General features: G+C 45.1%; 11 protein-coding genes. 5 read left to right on the forward strand and 6 right to left on the reverse strand.

The annotated features are described in order from the left end of the window. Nucleotides 1–369 precede the first annotated feature (369 nt). A complete protein-coding gene (locus MKY54_RS12335) occupies nt 370–1,254 on the forward strand; it encodes a DegV family protein (protein ID WP_076189809.1) in 885 nt (294 codons plus the stop codon). A gap of 108 nt (nt 1,255–1,362) precedes the next feature. Here the strand turns inward: MKY54_RS12335 and MKY54_RS12340 are convergent, their stop codons facing one another. The 5 genes from MKY54_RS12340 to MKY54_RS12360 all read right to left on the reverse strand — a co-directional run bounded on the left by MKY54_RS12340 (nt 1,363) and on the right by MKY54_RS12360 (nt 7,466). Continuing rightward, a complete protein-coding gene (locus MKY54_RS12340) occupies nt 1,363–1,791 on the reverse strand; it encodes a threonine/serine exporter family protein (protein WP_036685970.1) in 429 nt (142 codons plus the stop codon). Between the two features lie 28 nt (nt 1,792–1,819). Further along, nucleotides 1,820–2,584 (reverse strand): threonine/serine exporter family protein, encoded by a 765-nt coding sequence (locus MKY54_RS12345; protein ID WP_076129956.1) that lies wholly within the window; start codon nt 2,582–2,584, stop codon nt 1,820–1,822. Nucleotides 2,585–2,746: 162 nt separating this feature from the next. Continuing rightward, nucleotides 2,747–4,009: a DNA polymerase IV gene (locus tag MKY54_RS12350; protein ID WP_076189810.1), complete on the reverse strand. Its 1,263-nt coding sequence runs from the start codon at nt 4,007–4,009 to the stop codon at nt 2,747–2,749. 81 nt (nt 4,010–4,090) lie between these two features. Then, complete coding sequence (locus MKY54_RS12355; RefSeq protein WP_038570150.1) at nt 4,091–4,693, reverse strand: YitT family protein; 603 nt, start codon at nt 4,691–4,693, stop codon at nt 4,091–4,093. A 1,906-nt stretch (nt 4,694–6,599) separates the two neighbouring features. After that, nucleotides 6,600–7,466 (reverse strand): AraC family transcriptional regulator, encoded by an 867-nt coding sequence (locus tag MKY54_RS12360; protein ID WP_076183289.1) that lies wholly within the window; start codon nt 7,464–7,466, stop codon nt 6,600–6,602. Between the two features lie 165 nt (nt 7,467–7,631). Between MKY54_RS12360 and MKY54_RS12365 the strand changes: the two genes are divergently transcribed. The 4 genes from MKY54_RS12365 (at nt 7,632) to MKY54_RS12380 (ending at nt 11,324) form a co-directional block, all read left to right on the forward strand. Continuing rightward, nucleotides 7,632–9,596: a beta-L-arabinofuranosidase domain-containing protein gene (locus tag MKY54_RS12365; RefSeq protein ID WP_339190624.1), complete on the forward strand. Its 1,965-nt coding sequence runs from the start codon at nt 7,632–7,634 to the stop codon at nt 9,594–9,596. Nucleotides 9,597–9,687: 91 nt separating this feature from the next. Then, nucleotides 9,688–10,257 carry an HIT family protein gene (locus MKY54_RS12370; protein ID WP_256721407.1) on the forward strand — a complete coding sequence of 190 codons (570 nt, stop codon included), beginning with the start codon at nt 9,688–9,690 and terminating at the stop codon, nt 10,255–10,257. 18 nt (nt 10,258–10,275) lie between these two features. After that, nucleotides 10,276–10,911, forward strand: a complete 636-nt coding sequence (locus MKY54_RS12375; RefSeq protein WP_076212728.1) for a pyridoxamine 5'-phosphate oxidase family protein — start codon at nt 10,276–10,278, stop codon at nt 10,909–10,911. Between the two features lie 104 nt (nt 10,912–11,015). Then, nucleotides 11,016–11,324, forward strand: coding sequence for a hypothetical protein (locus tag MKY54_RS12380; protein WP_076130570.1), 309 nt, complete (start codon nt 11,016–11,018; stop codon nt 11,322–11,324). Nucleotides 11,325–11,424: 100 nt separating this feature from the next. On the opposite strand, the gene MKY54_RS12385 is transcribed toward MKY54_RS12380, so the two are convergent. After that, a complete protein-coding gene (locus MKY54_RS12385; RefSeq protein ID WP_036685988.1) occupies nt 11,425–13,860 on the reverse strand; it encodes a glycosyl transferase in 2,436 nt (811 codons plus the stop codon). Nucleotides 13,861–13,981 lie beyond the last annotated feature (121 nt).

Raw genomic sequence — 13,981 nt, forward strand, 5'->3', positions numbered from 1 at the left:
ACCAAGCGCTGATTTATGTAAGAAAGGTGAGGGTGGGGACGGGGATATTTTTGCTGTGGTTAGGCTTTTACATAACATGAACTGGCTCTATTAGGATAGGTATATTCGTCATACATAATGTGAAATAATGTCGAATAAAGTTGAAAAAAGTTGAATAAAATTTGCATTATCGGCCTGTTTTGCCTATCTTATCGCTCGTTATCTTGTATAATTTACGAATACGCACGAGGACTTCCTAAACCGCTGATCTATTCGTATGTTGATTGTACAGGATGAGAGAGTGATTCATTGGCCGAGAAGGTTTAGTGGCCCTTGTCTCTTCAAACATTCTACTATTCCTTTCATGAAAGAGAGAAGTGACAAGTGACCATGAAATCAATTGCCTGGGTAACCGACAGTACATGTACAATCGATCCTGAATTCGCCAAGAACAACCATGTGTATATTGTTCCTTTACGTCTGATTATTAACAACGAGTGTTATAAAGAAAATATAGATATTACGATCGATGAGTTCTATGAGAAAATGCGTCAGCATGATCAAGTAGGCAGCTCACAGCCGCCAATCGGTGAGTTTATCGAGTTATACGAACGGTTGAAGGAAGAATATGATGAGATTATCGCGGTGCATCTTTCGACAGGGCTTAGCGGAACATACAATGCTTCCATGCAAGGTGCTGAAATAGCGGAAGCTAATGTTATTGGAATTGATTCCAAGGTTGGCGCTTATCCGATTCGGGAAATGATCACGCGAGGTATTCATTGGCACAAGATGGGCTTTACTGGCCTAGAGATTAAAGAAAAGATAGAGAATATCATTCAAAATATGTCCTTCTACTTAATTCCTGCAAGCTTGTCCCAGCTTCACCGCAGTGGGCGTGTTTCTGGCACACAGGTAGTGCTTAGTCAATTATTGCGGATAAATTTGCTGCTGCGTTTTGACGAGGGGAAGGTCATTGTTGTGGAAAAAATCCGCACGATGAAGAAGACAAAGCAGGCGCTGTTAGATATCTTTAAACAGGATTGTGGACTTGTTAGCGATGTGTGCATCATGCATTCCAATAATTTAGAAATGGCGCTGAAGCTAGAAGAAGACATCAAAGAAATGGCGCCTGATTTACGTACGGAGATTATGACATACATTCCTGCCGTGGCTGTTCATGCGGGTGAAGGTACCGTAGGACTTTCTTGGATTAAAAATAACCGGATCAATAGTATTTATTCGGAGGTTGAACCTGTAGCAGTACTTGTGTAGATAGGACAGTAAACAAAGAAATCGCTTCTTGGAAGAGGGATGGATGATCCTCATTATACCAAGAGACGATTTCTTTTTTTGAATCTATGAGATGACGTTGTAAGAAGGTTATGCTTTGCTTGCACGACGGCGGAACATTTGTCCGATAACTTCACTCAGTACCAGTCCAGCCGCAATTGCGCCAGAGAGCATTAATGCCCGAACAGCGATTTCTACAGCCAGATTATAGTTCTCTTCCACAAATCTACGCATAGCATCGTAAGCAAGGCCACCCGGAACAAGTGGGATAATACCGCCAACACTAAAAATAATAACCGGCATTTTGAAGGATCGGGCAAACAGCTGGCTGACGATGCCCACCACTACAGTAGCCGCAAACGTAGCAACAACAGGCCCACACTCTACATCAAGGATTACATACACCATCCAGCCTACCATTCCAGCAAAACCACACTGCAGTAGAGCGCGCTTAGGCGCATTAAATAAAATACAGAAGGTTGCCGCGGCGATAAAACTGGTTATAAGTTGCAAAATCATGAAGGGCTAACCTCTTTCACATGGAAAATTAAAATAGTGATAGTACAAGCCCAATGCCTGTACCGATCGCAAAAGCAGTTAGAAAGGCATCTGCTCCTTTGGATATGCCTGAGACCAGATGACCAGCCATCAGATCACGAACGGCATTAGTAATGAGTAGACCGGGTACTAGAGGCATCACGGAGCCGATGATGATTTTGTCCATTTCTTGACCTATGCCCAGCTTTACAGAATAGAAGGCTAGAAGTCCGATCAGGAAGGAAGCAGAGAACTCTGCAAAAAATCTAGTCTGCACAAGACGATGCAGGTAGATAACCGCAGCAAAACCTAACCCGGAAATCGGCAATGCGGGGAGAGCATCCCACAAGCTGCCCTTAAACATAACGGTGAAGCAAGCGCCGGTAAGCGCCGCTGCTATGATTTGCAGCCATACCGGATACGCATGTGCGGCATCATCGACCTCTCCTAATCGTGTCCGAGCTTCCTCGGCTGTAATCTGACGCTCGTTCAGACGCCGCGAGATATCATTAACCTCCGAGACTTTCTGCAGATCTGTTGTCCGCTCGGCAATCCGATATAACTTAACGGGCTCCGTTCTATTGGTGGTGAACATAATAACGGTTGGCGTCACATAACTGTGTGCCCCTGGAAAACCGAGAGAAGCAGCCATACGTGTCATTGTATCTTCTACTCTGTAGGTTTCTGCACCGTTTTGCAGCATGATCTTGCCAGCAAGAAGACAGAGATCAACGATTTCATAATAGGTAGTGTTAGTGTTGCTCGTGCTTTCCAACTTCTCCGGTCCTCCCCTGGAATGTTACATATCTATGTGTATATACTTATGATTGTCGCTTCATTGTGTGAAAATAAAATAACAACCTCAATATAGCATTATAAACGATATGGGATATATTTTAATATAGTTTCAGAAATAAAATGTATAAAGATGCACTGTTTATTTATAGTGCCCGCCAATCTTTCCGGATCTGTCCTTAAGTTGTCCAGCATCTGTGAACGATGCGGCGCGTCCGATGATCGATTCCCCGTATTTATTCTTCAGCGCATCAGTGGCCCGTTCGAGCTCGCGGTAGCGGGGGCGCGACTCAAATAAGGTTAGCTGATATTGGCTTTCGTCAGACAGATTGGACAGGCTTAGATGAATTCGGCGCACAGGCTGACCTTCCCAATGCTGTTTGAAAAGAGCGAGGGCGGCCTCGTATACCAGCTGGGTTGCATTCGTAGGATCGCTCATCGTAGTCTGTCTCGAGAAGCCGCTGGGGTCATCAAAGCTGGCGCCTTGGCAGCCAACAGACACGACTGCACCATGCACCTTCAGTTTGCGGCTGCGCCTGCACACCAGCTCTGAGAGCTCCAGAATGATGGTCTTGATCTCTTGCAGTGTATAGTAATCCCGTGGCAGTGTCATTTGGTGCCCGACGCTCTTGGGTGCAACTTCATAGGTAGCGGGACTTACAGGGCTATCGTCGATGCCATTGGCAATTCGCCAATATAGCTCGGCATCGATATCGCATTTTTTATGGAATTTCTCCCGCATGCGCCATTTCAGCTCGCTTAGCGGCATCTGTGCCAAATGGCCTATCGTTGTGAGACCCATGCTTTGGAAGTGCGCGGACATGCGGCGGCCTACCATAAACAACTCACTAATGGGCAGCGGCCAAAGTACATCTGGAAGCTCTTCCTGAGTGAGGGTAAATAGACCCTCCGGGTTCTTCTTGGCCCACAGGTCGCAAGCCATTTTGGCGGTAACCTTGGAATAACCTATACCGATACGTGCGCGCACACCTGTATTTCTGCGGATTAAGTCCTGAATGGTCGTAGCGATCTGTCTTGGGCTTCCGAATAAGCTGAGGCTGCCGGTGATATCAATAAACTGCTCATCGATGGAATAAGGTTCTACGAGGTCACTGAATTTGCGTAGAATGTCCGTGATTTGGGAGGAAACATCGATATATTGCTGCATATGTGGTCTGACGACGATTACTTCGGGGCATTTCGCGAGTGCTTCCTTCAAAGTCTCAGCGGTAGTAATGCCAAAAGATTTGGCTAACGGACAAGCGGCAAGTACAATCCCGCTTCGTCTAGCCGGATCTCCGGCGACAATAAGCGGTTTGTTGCTATATTGCGGATTAGAGGCCTTCTCCACGGAGGCGTAAAAGCTCTGACAATCGGATAACAAAATAACACGCTCTTTATTCATAGATTCACACTCTCCAGGTGAGGTAGAGATACGGTAGATGATTTTCTTATTATTATAATACGAACATATGATCGTGTATATTCATATTTTTTTCCATTTCTCTTCAGTCTCCAAGGTGCAGAGACCTGTGGCCACACCCCCAGCGATAATCGTGAGGATGGAGTGGAAGAAGGTTTCTTTGGAAATCAGGAGTCCTCCCGCGCCGATAATTATAAAATCTGTCAAAAAAATGATGAGTCCAAGGTTAAGCGGGAGATACCTTTTGATATATTGAGCAAGCAGATCCGTTCCGCCTGTACTGGCTTTGAACCGCAGCATAAGCCCAAGACCCGTTCCCATTAAAAAACCGCCAATAATGGCGCTGGAAATGGAGCCGAACTCAAAATAATACAGAAAGTGGTACTGCAAAGGACCGAGAAGCTCAATCAGAAACGATGAGGTCAATAAACCTAATACACTATTGAAAAAGATATCGCGTTCCTTCAGCCAGGCTAACAGGAAAATCGGAAAGCTGCAGAGAAGGACAGCTATACCGATTTTGGCATCGGATAAATAATTGATGATGAGGGCTATTCCTATTATTCCCCCATCTAGGATTTTATATGGGACTAGAAAAAAATTAGTTGCTGCTGCAATGAGCAAGCTTCCGATCAGGATGATCGCGTATCTTAATAATGACTGCATATTTAACATCTCCACATTAAAGGCATGTCTTATAAATATGCTTGTCACTTCCAAAAAATTGCAGTGAAGCAAAAAAACTGATTTCGGGCCTAATCATGCGGACCCAGAAGACCCTATTAGGCAGATACAAAGTATTTTTTCGAGCTAACGGACCCAGTTGCAGCTATTCCCACAAATGTGGTCCGATTGCGGGCAAATTATGAGCAATAAGAGCTATACAGTCCGAAATTTCCGAAAAATGGGCCTGAAATCACAAATAGGTGCAATAGGGTCCGATACGATCAAGATCGAGCAAAAGGTAGCTGATTTCGAGACGTAGACAGCTAGGTTGTGCAACAGGTAACAAAATCTGCGCACGGAGTAGCTAGGTTAAGCCATAGGTAACTAATTCCGCACGTAGTAGCAGGTTGAGCCATCGGTAACTAATCCCGCACGGTGTAGATAGGTTGAGTAACAGGTAACTAATTCCGCACGGAGTAGCTAGGTTAAGCCATAGGTAGCTAATTACGCACACGGAGTAGATAGGTTGAGCTATAGGTAGCTAATTCTGCACAGTGTAGCTAGGTTGAGCCCTAGACAGCTAGTTTAAGCACTGGGCAGCACGTTTAGGAGCAAATTTGTCAGGCGGCGATCTTTTCAGCAACTGTTCGGACTCAGTTGCTCTTATTTCCATGATTCCGCTCGTTTTGTCACACTATCGGACGCAGTTGCAGCTATTCGCTCAAATGTGCTCTTTTTCTGCGCAAATCAAGGGCAATAAGAACTATACAGTCCGAAACCTTCGCAAAATGAACCCATATGCTGAAATAGCTGCAATACGGTCCGATACGATACGATCAAGTTCTAGCAAAAGGTAGCAGATTTCGAGACGTAGGAGGCTAGTTTGAAAAACAGGTAACTAATTTCTCGCAGAGTAGCTAGGTTAAGCCCCAGACAGCTAGTTTAAACAATGGGCAGCACGATTAGGATCAAATTCGGCAGGCGGTGTTCTTTTTAGCAATTGTTCGGACTCAGTTGCTCTTATTTCCATGATTCCGCTCGTTTTGTCACACTATCGGACTCAGTTGCAGTTATTCCCACAAATGTAGCCCGATTTGGAGCAAATTATGAGCAATAAGAGCTATGCAGTCCGAAACTGCTGCAAAATGGATCGAAAATCACAAATAGCTGCAATCCGGTCCGCAACGGGGAATGCTATGAATGGATGATTAAGTAGACGCGTCTCCGGGGGATACAGAGAGTAGTGTGATGGCTATACAGTGAGTTACTTGCTGATAAGCTTTGGAGGGTCGAGCCGCATGATCGCCGTTGATCTATGATAAGTATGAGTGCGCCACGCCTAGGAAGGTAAACTGGTAAAATTATTGCAAGGAGCAAGGAGCAAGGAGCAAGGAGCAAGGAGCAAGGAGCAAGGAGCAAGGAGCAAGGAGCAAGGAGCAAGGAGCAAGGAGCAAGGAGCAAGGAGCAAGGAGCAAGGAGCAAGGAGCAAGGAGCAAGGAGCAAGGAGCAAGGAGCAAGGAGCAAGGAGCAAGGAGCAAGGAGCAAGGAGCAAGGAGCAAGGAGCAAGGAGCAAGGAGCAAGGAGCAAGGAGCAAGGAGCAAGGAGCAAGGAGCAAGAAGCAAGGAGCAAGGAGCAAGAAGCAGCAGAAGGATTTAGGCGGATCACGGGTACACAAGAAATGTGCCAAGCGGAGTACTGCTCCATCATAATAGTTACTTAAGTTTCTCCGATCTAGAGGAGCATTTCGCATCTCGCATCTCGCATCTCGCATCCAATTAATCCATAGCTGATCACGTAAGCCAGCAGCGCAGAAGAAAGCCAGCAGCACACAAGAAAGCTACAGCAGCGCACCGCATTAACAACGAAAACAGCACGCCTCCAATTATGAGACATGCTGTTTTTGCCGTTATCGGGAATACCGCTTGCGGAAGCGAAGCGGAGAGATTCCGATCTGCTGAGTAAAGCGACGCGAGAAGTAGGCGGTGCTCTCGAAACCGATACGTTCTGCGATCGCAGCTATAGGCATCTCTGTTTTAAGCAGAAGCAGCTTGGCCTGTTCCAAACGGTAATCCGTTAAATACTCCATCGGAGTCAGTCCATATACGCGTTTCATGCAGCGGGCAAGGTAGTTATAATGAAAATGCAGCGCATCCGCTAAAGAGGCATTGGAGAGAGGCTCCGCATAATGATTGCGGATATAAGTCTCTGTCCTCTCGGCGATCTCTACCGCATGACTTTCTGAAGTATCATGCTGCGCTAGATCCATCATCCGCAGCATTTCTTCAAAAATCCTTTGCTGCTCCCAAACTGCACTGGAACGTCTTCCAGTGGACAGCTGTAAAAGCTTCTCAGCTTGTCCACTCCGTTTAAAGGGATCAGGAAGGGGACCAAACTGCGGGATGCGAATGGTATATGGATGAGTAAGAAACTGCCGGAAATGTGTCTCTCGGTTGATATACACGGGCTCGCCATCAGAGCTTGACCAATCTGCGAGGGTATGAAAATGAATCCAAATAAACGAAGTCAGCTCCTCGCAAGACTTAACGGAATAATGATAGCGGTCAGGCAGCAGAAGCAGCGTATGCCCAGCCGCAACCTCCCATTGATTATGCTCTTCACCGATAAATAGGCAACCTTGCTCTACAATAATCAGATCAAATAAGCCGATATGGCTTCTATTTGGATGCTGCTCTCCGGGTTGATAAACAGTGTGATTGCATTCCAGAAAATATGGAAAAGGCGGCGCTGCGAAATGTACATAGGAAGGACTCACTGTGTTCTACCTCTCTTTTTATCGTAGTCCGAGCTCAAATAGTCCTTGGAATTAGGAGTGTGAAATAGTACAAAAAAGGGGTTGATTCTGATTATATTTTTTATCTATTGTACGCTCTATAATTGTAATTAGCGAGTATAAAATAAGGCTAAGGGGAAGATGATGATGAATAAAACGATCCAGGATCAGCAAGTTGTAAAAGATCAATCCGTTAGCATTAAAGATGATTTCTGGGGAAGTTATATAAAGCTGGTTCAGGATGTTGTAATCCCGTATCAATACGAGGCATTGCACGATAAAGCAGCGGGAGCTGAGCCCAGTCATGCCATTGCTAACTTTGAGATTGCTGCGGGCCGGAAGAACGGTGAATTTTACGGCTGGGTATTTCAAGACAGTGATGTAGCCAAGTGGCTGGAGGCCGTAGGTTATTCCTTAAGCATCAAACGTGACCCTGAGCTGGAGCGTCAAGCGGATGAAGTGATTGACCTCGTTGGAGAAGCGCAGCAGGAAGACGGGTACTTAAATACTTATTTTACGATAAAAGAACCCGGCAAACGCTGGACTAATCTGAACGATTGCCACGAGCTTTACTGTGCTGGGCATTTCATTGAGGCAGCCGTTTCTTATTACGAGGCTACAGGCAAAAGAAAACTGCTCAACATCATGTGCCGAATGGTTGATCATATCGATTCTGTGTTTGGTCCGGAAGAAGGAAAAATGCGGGGATATGATGGCCATCAGGAGATTGAGCTTGCGCTCGTGAAGCTGTATCGGCTCACAGGTGAGGAGCGGTATTTGAAGCTCAGCAGCTTTTTTATTAATGAGCGAGGTCAACAGCCGAATTTCTTAAAGCAACAATGGGATAGTCTGGGGAGTATCAATTTTTTCACAGGTCAGAAGGAGAATTTAGATTTAAAATATTACCAAAGTCATCTTCCGGTAAGAGAACAGGAAGTGGCTGTAGGACATGCTGTGCGTGCGGTTTATATGTATACTGCCATGGCTGATCTAGCCGCACTTACGGGAGATGATACCCTTCGCGAAGCATGCGAGAGACTGTGGAATAACATCACTACTAAGCAAATGTACATTACTGGCGGGATCGGATCTACGCATCGGGGTGAGGCTTTCACCTTCGATTATGATCTGCCTAACGATTCGGTGTATGCAGAGACTTGTGCATCTATTGGGTTGATCTTTTTTGCACAGCGGATGCTGAGAATATCGCCGGATGCACGTTATGCCGACGTCATGGAGCGGGCGCTTTATAACAATGTGTTGGGTTCAATGGCACAGGATGGTAAACACTATTTTTATGTGAATCCACTGGAAGTATGGCCTAAGGCATGCAGCTGCAACCCAGATAAACATCATGTGAAGTCCGAGCGTCAAGGCTGGTTTGGCTGCGCTTGCTGTCCTCCGAATGTGGCGCGTCTGCTGACTTCGCTGAATCAATATATCTATACGATCCATGGTGATACGCTCTATACGAATTTGTATATTGGGAGTGAGCTGACAACAAAGCTGGGTGGAACAGATGTTGCGATTCAGCAAGAGAGTAACTATCCATGGGAAGGTACAGTCTCGTTGAAGATTAATCCTGCAGCGGAAGCAGAGTTTGGGATTGCCTTGCGGATTCCATCTTGGAGCCAAGGAATGGAGATCAGAGTCAACGGTGAAGCAATGAATACTGCTGAGAACATCGAGCAGGGATACCTCGTTATCCGGAGACTGTGGAGAGCAGGAGATGTAATCGAAGTGCATGACCCTATGGAGGCACATCGTATCTACGCACATCCAAGTTTGCGTGCTGATGCTCAAAAAGTAACGATTCAGCGTGGACCTCTTGTGTATTGTCTTGAAAGTATCGATAATGGTGAGCCGTTAAGCTCGATTTCTTTAAAAGAAGGCAGTGAACTTACTGCGGCTTTTGATGAGACGTTGCTCGGCGGCGCTGTTGTTGTCGAGGCAGAGGGGCTGCGTGTAGATAAAGAGGGCTGGAGTGGTGAGCTTTACAGCAGAGTCAAGGCACCAGTTCAAACCGTAAAAGTTAAGGCGGTTCCGTATTACTTATGGGGAAATCGTGGCAGTGGTGAAATGAAGGTATGGATTCCGGAAGCCAGCGTTTAAGTTATAGGTAGACATAGATCTCGGGAATGGCTGTAGTTTATCAACATTTACCGATGAGGACAGCTGTAATTTACAGTCTGTCCTTTTCTTTTTGCAAAAAGGAGAACACACGCGAAATGGCGAAATTAGAAGAAACATAGAAATATTCTTAAATCCTATAACAGTGGAGGCGGGCTATATTTATAATCATGCTCCAGAGGGTTATACTTGTCCCTTTTGTTTGTTGGTTTCGGGCATTGAAAATGAAGATGTGCATTCTAAGCAAGCGGATATTATTTATAAAGATCATTACATAACGGCTTTTATTGCTTCTCATTGGTATCCGAATAATGAAGGGCATGTTCTAATCATCCCTAATCAGCATATCGAGAATATTTACACATTGGAGGTTGAGATCTCAAACCGGATACATGAGCTGGAAATTGAAATTGCTAAAGGTCTTAAAGAAGTTTATAAATGTGATGGCGTTTCTTCTAGACAACATAATGAGCCGGATGGCAGCCAAGATGTATGGCATTATCATTTACATGTGTTTCCAAGATATCATGGGGATAATCTGTATGGTACTTTTGGGAAGTTATCGGATGAATCAACAAGAAAAAATTTCGCCCAATTATTAAGCGGATATTTGAGCAAAAATAAGAACATTGGGGCTTATTAAGTTGAGAGAGGGAGAAGTATGAAGTCAAACTTTTTCGAAAAAGTTATAGAGTCAGAAGAAGAGCTAAGGTCTTTATTTGGGTACCCAAGCGAATTGGTTAACAACAAAACCATAACTGTTATAGATCATCATTGCCGTGATTATATCTCAAAATCTCCAATGCTTTTTATGGCTACAAGCGGTTCGTCCGGTGCTTGTGATGTCTCTCCGCGCGGGGACGCAGAAGGTTTTGTTCACGTGTTGGATGATAAACATTTAGTGATCCCTGAACGCCCTGGGAATAGACGGTTTGATTCTTTGCGGAATATACTTGAGAACCCAAAAGTCGGTTTGATATTCATCATCCCCGGACTTGAAGAAACATTAAGAATAAATGGGCACGCGAGTATAGTTAAGGATGAAGATATATTGAAACCTATGGAAGCGCATGGTAAAGTCCCGATCATTGGAATTGGCGTGGAAGTAGAAGAATGTTATATGCATTGTGCAAAAGCCTTTAAGCGGTCACATTTGTGGGATGACGATCATTGGCTTGCGAAAGAAGTCTTGCCTAATCCATCAAAAATACTGGCGCAGCATGCCCGTAAACTTGGAGTTACTCCAGAGGATATCTCAAAATCACTAAAAGAAAGCTATGAAAAACGGCTATATTAACATTTTCGACTTAGAAATGGAATGGGATTTGCCCTTCATTGTATGCTATATTTGATCTGGATAAGGTAACTGATCATTTTACAGATAATAATGGAGGCATCACAATGAGTAAACGTTATCGGATGACAAGAGCAATGCAGAATGCTGGAGATTCAGCAACAACCCTATCTTTAGAAGAGTGTAAGCAATATTTCGCATCCAAACCTGATTTCACCTATACATCAGTTTTTACAGTAACAGGTGCCACTACCATGTCCATTGAGGGAGATTTCTTTATGTGGAGCTATGGTGATACAACAATCCCATTTAGACATTATCAGGGCGATATTTATGTTTCTGGCGCCAATGAAGCCGTGATTCCTAGAATGCTTGAGGTCGCGAGTGATTTAAGAGCAGATATTGTGGAAGGGTAAAAAAAAGATGCCCCCTGAATCCTTCAGGGGGCATCCCACTGTTAATTTTAGATCCGATCCGCTCAATCGTTCAAACGAACGGTGAGCGGATTTTTTTGTATTAACCCAGTTCTACAACTACTTGGTGTACAGCACCGTCTCCAACAGGAGTGATGATGTTACCTTCTACAGCTGCGCCATCCAAGGTAAGACTAGCTACACCTTTGGATACATGGTTCGGGTTCTTGATTTGAATCACATAAGTATCTCCACGGAAGACACGGGTGATTTCAAAGCTGTCCCACTCTGTAGGAATACAAGGATCGATCTTCAGACCATTGAAGTCCGCTTGAATACCAAGGATAGATTGTGTAATCGCTACATAGTTCCAAGCAGCAGTACCAGTTAACCAGGAGTTTTTAGCTTCCCCATGGCGAACGGCATCTTTACCTGCGATCATTTGCGAGTATACATAAGGTTCAGTACGGTGAATTTCACTGATGTCCTCCAAGTAAGCAGGAGCAATTTTAGCGTAAATTTCAAACGCTCTGTCGCCATGTCCAAGTACAGTTTCAGCGATCATGATCCAAGGGTTATTGTGGCAGAAAATACCAGCATTTTCTTTGTAGCCCGGAGGGTACGTAGAAATTTCACCCAGGTTCAGATAGTACTTGGAATATGGTGGCTGTTGCAATACGATACCGTATTTAGTATCCAAATGCTCTTGCACGGAAGTCAGAGCTTTTTCAGCTTGACCATCTTCCACACCGATACCGGCCATAACACAGATACCTTGTGGTTCGATGAAGATTTTACCTTCTTCGTTTTCTTTGGAACCGATCTTGTCGCCATAGTGGTCATAAGCGCGCAGGAACCAGTCACCATCGAAACCGTGAGTGAGTGTGATTTCACGCATGTTGTCAATCTTAGCTTCTGCATCCGTAGCTACGTCATTAAGTCCGCGCATCCGGCAGATTTCTGCATAGTCCGGTCCAACGAAGACGAACAGACCCGCGATAAATACGGATTCCGCTACGCGGCCTTCGATGTTGGCAGTAGTTTGGAAAGATTCGCCTGGTTCTGTAGAGAAGCAGTTCAGGTTCAAGCAGTCATTCCAGTCTGCACGACCGATCAGCGGCAAGCCGTGAGGTCCGAGATTGTTAGTTACATGCTCGAAGGAGCGTTTCAAGTGCTCAAACAGAGTAGCTGTGTTATCCGGATTGCTGTCAAAAGGAACCTGCTCATCAAGAATCGATGTGTCGCCAGTTTCTTTGATGTAAGCAGCTGTGCCGAGGATCAACCAAAGCGGGTCATCATTAAAGCCGGTACCGACTTCATTGTTACCTTTTTTGGTGAGCGGCTGGTATTGGTGATAGGCACTGCCGTCTTCAAATTGTGTAGCGGCGATATCGAGAATACGTTCTTTAGCACGTTCAGGAATTTGGTGCACAAATCCGAGCAAGTCTTGGTTAGAATCGCGGAAGCCCATACCACGGCCAATACCGGATTCAAAGTAAGAAGCGGAACGGGACATGTTGAAGGTAACCATACATTGATATGGATTCCAGATGTTAACCATACGGTTCAACTTGTCGTCGCCACTTTGGATTTGATATTTGGACAACAGGTTATCCCAGTGTGCAGCCAGTGCAGCCAAAGCAGCATCCACTTGAGCGTCTGTAGCAAATTGCTCGATCATAGCCTCTGCTGGTTTTTTGTTGATTACGTTCAGAGATTCCCATTTGTCTTCTTCTGGGTTTTCAATGTAACCAAGGACAAAGATGAAGCTTTGCTCTTCGCCCGGCTCCAGAGTAATGTTCAGGGCGTGCGATCCGATAGGGGACCAGCCGCTCGCTACCGAGTTAGTTGGTTCACCTGCAGCAACAGCTTGCGGGCTTTCCAGACCATTGTACATCCCTACGAAAGCTTCGCGGTCAGTATCAAAGCCGGCGATTTCTTTGTTAACAGAGTAGAAAGCGTAGTGGTTTCTGCGCTCACGGTATTCTGTTTTGTGATAGATAACAGAACCCTTCACTTCAACCTCACCAGTGCTGAGATTGCGTTGGAAGTTAGTCATATCATCTTGTGCATTCCAAAGACAGAACTCTGCAAAAGAGAACAGTTTAACGGATTTCTTCGCGGAACCCGTGTTTTTCACTACAAGACGATGTACTTCAGCGTTATGACCCATAGGTACAAAAGCAAGCTGGTTTACAGAGATACCGTTGCGTTCACCAGTAATGGAGGTGTAGCCAAGACCGTGACGGCATTCGTAGAAGTCCAGATCACGTTTTACTGGCATCCAGCCTGGAGTCCAGAAATCACCATCATCATAAAGATAGTAGTAACGGCCGCCAGCATCCATTGGGATATTGTTGTAACGGTAACGGGTCAATCTTCTGAGACGAGCGTCTCTATAGAAGGTATAGCCACCAGCAGTATTAGAAATAAGTCCGAAAAATTGTTCATTACCAAGGTAGTTAATCCAAGGGTAAGGTGTTTTTGGTGTGTTAATTACATACTCTTTACGAGTGTCGTCAAAGGTACCGAATTTCATGTGAGAAAGTCTCCTTTCGATTGTGAACGCGCGTTTATAAGTTTCAGGAAAAATTCCCTCGAGGGAAGGGATTCTTTCCGTTGTTTCTAAAAGATAGTATTAGGCAGTGATTTCGAGACCC

The sequence above is a fragment of the Paenibacillus sp. FSL P2-0121 genome (assembly GCF_037975345.1).
In the GTDB taxonomy this organism is placed as follows: Bacteria; Bacillota; Bacilli; order Paenibacillales; family Paenibacillaceae; genus Paenibacillus_AQ; species Paenibacillus_AQ odorifer.

What these genes read in the sequence shown, in the direction of transcription:
- MKY54_RS12365 (WP_339190624.1), top strand. Translation starts at nt 7,632, where the DNA reads ATGAATAAAACGATCCAGGATCAGCAAGTTGTAAAAGATCAATCCGTT.
- MKY54_RS12375 (WP_076212728.1), top strand. Translation starts at nt 10,276, where the DNA reads ATGAAGTCAAACTTTTTCGAAAAAGTTATAGAGTCAGAAGAAGAGCTA.
- MKY54_RS12335 (WP_076189809.1), top strand. Translation starts at nt 370, where the DNA reads ATGAAATCAATTGCCTGGGTAACCGACAGTACATGTACAATCGATCCT.
- MKY54_RS12380 (WP_076130570.1), top strand. Translation starts at nt 11,016, where the DNA reads ATGAGTAAACGTTATCGGATGACAAGAGCAATGCAGAATGCTGGAGAT.
- MKY54_RS12350 (WP_076189810.1), bottom strand. Translation starts at nt 4,009, where the DNA reads ATGAATAAAGAGCGTGTTATTTTGTTATCCGATTGTCAGAGCTTTTAC.
- MKY54_RS12385 (WP_036685988.1), bottom strand. Translation starts at nt 13,860, where the DNA reads ATGAAATTCGGTACCTTTGACGACACTCGTAAAGAGTATGTAATTAAC.
- MKY54_RS12355 (WP_038570150.1), bottom strand. Translation starts at nt 4,693, where the DNA reads ATGCAGTCATTATTAAGATACGCGATCATCCTGATCGGAAGCTTGCTC.
- MKY54_RS12340 (WP_036685970.1), bottom strand. Translation starts at nt 1,791, where the DNA reads ATGATTTTGCAACTTATAACCAGTTTTATCGCCGCGGCAACCTTCTGT.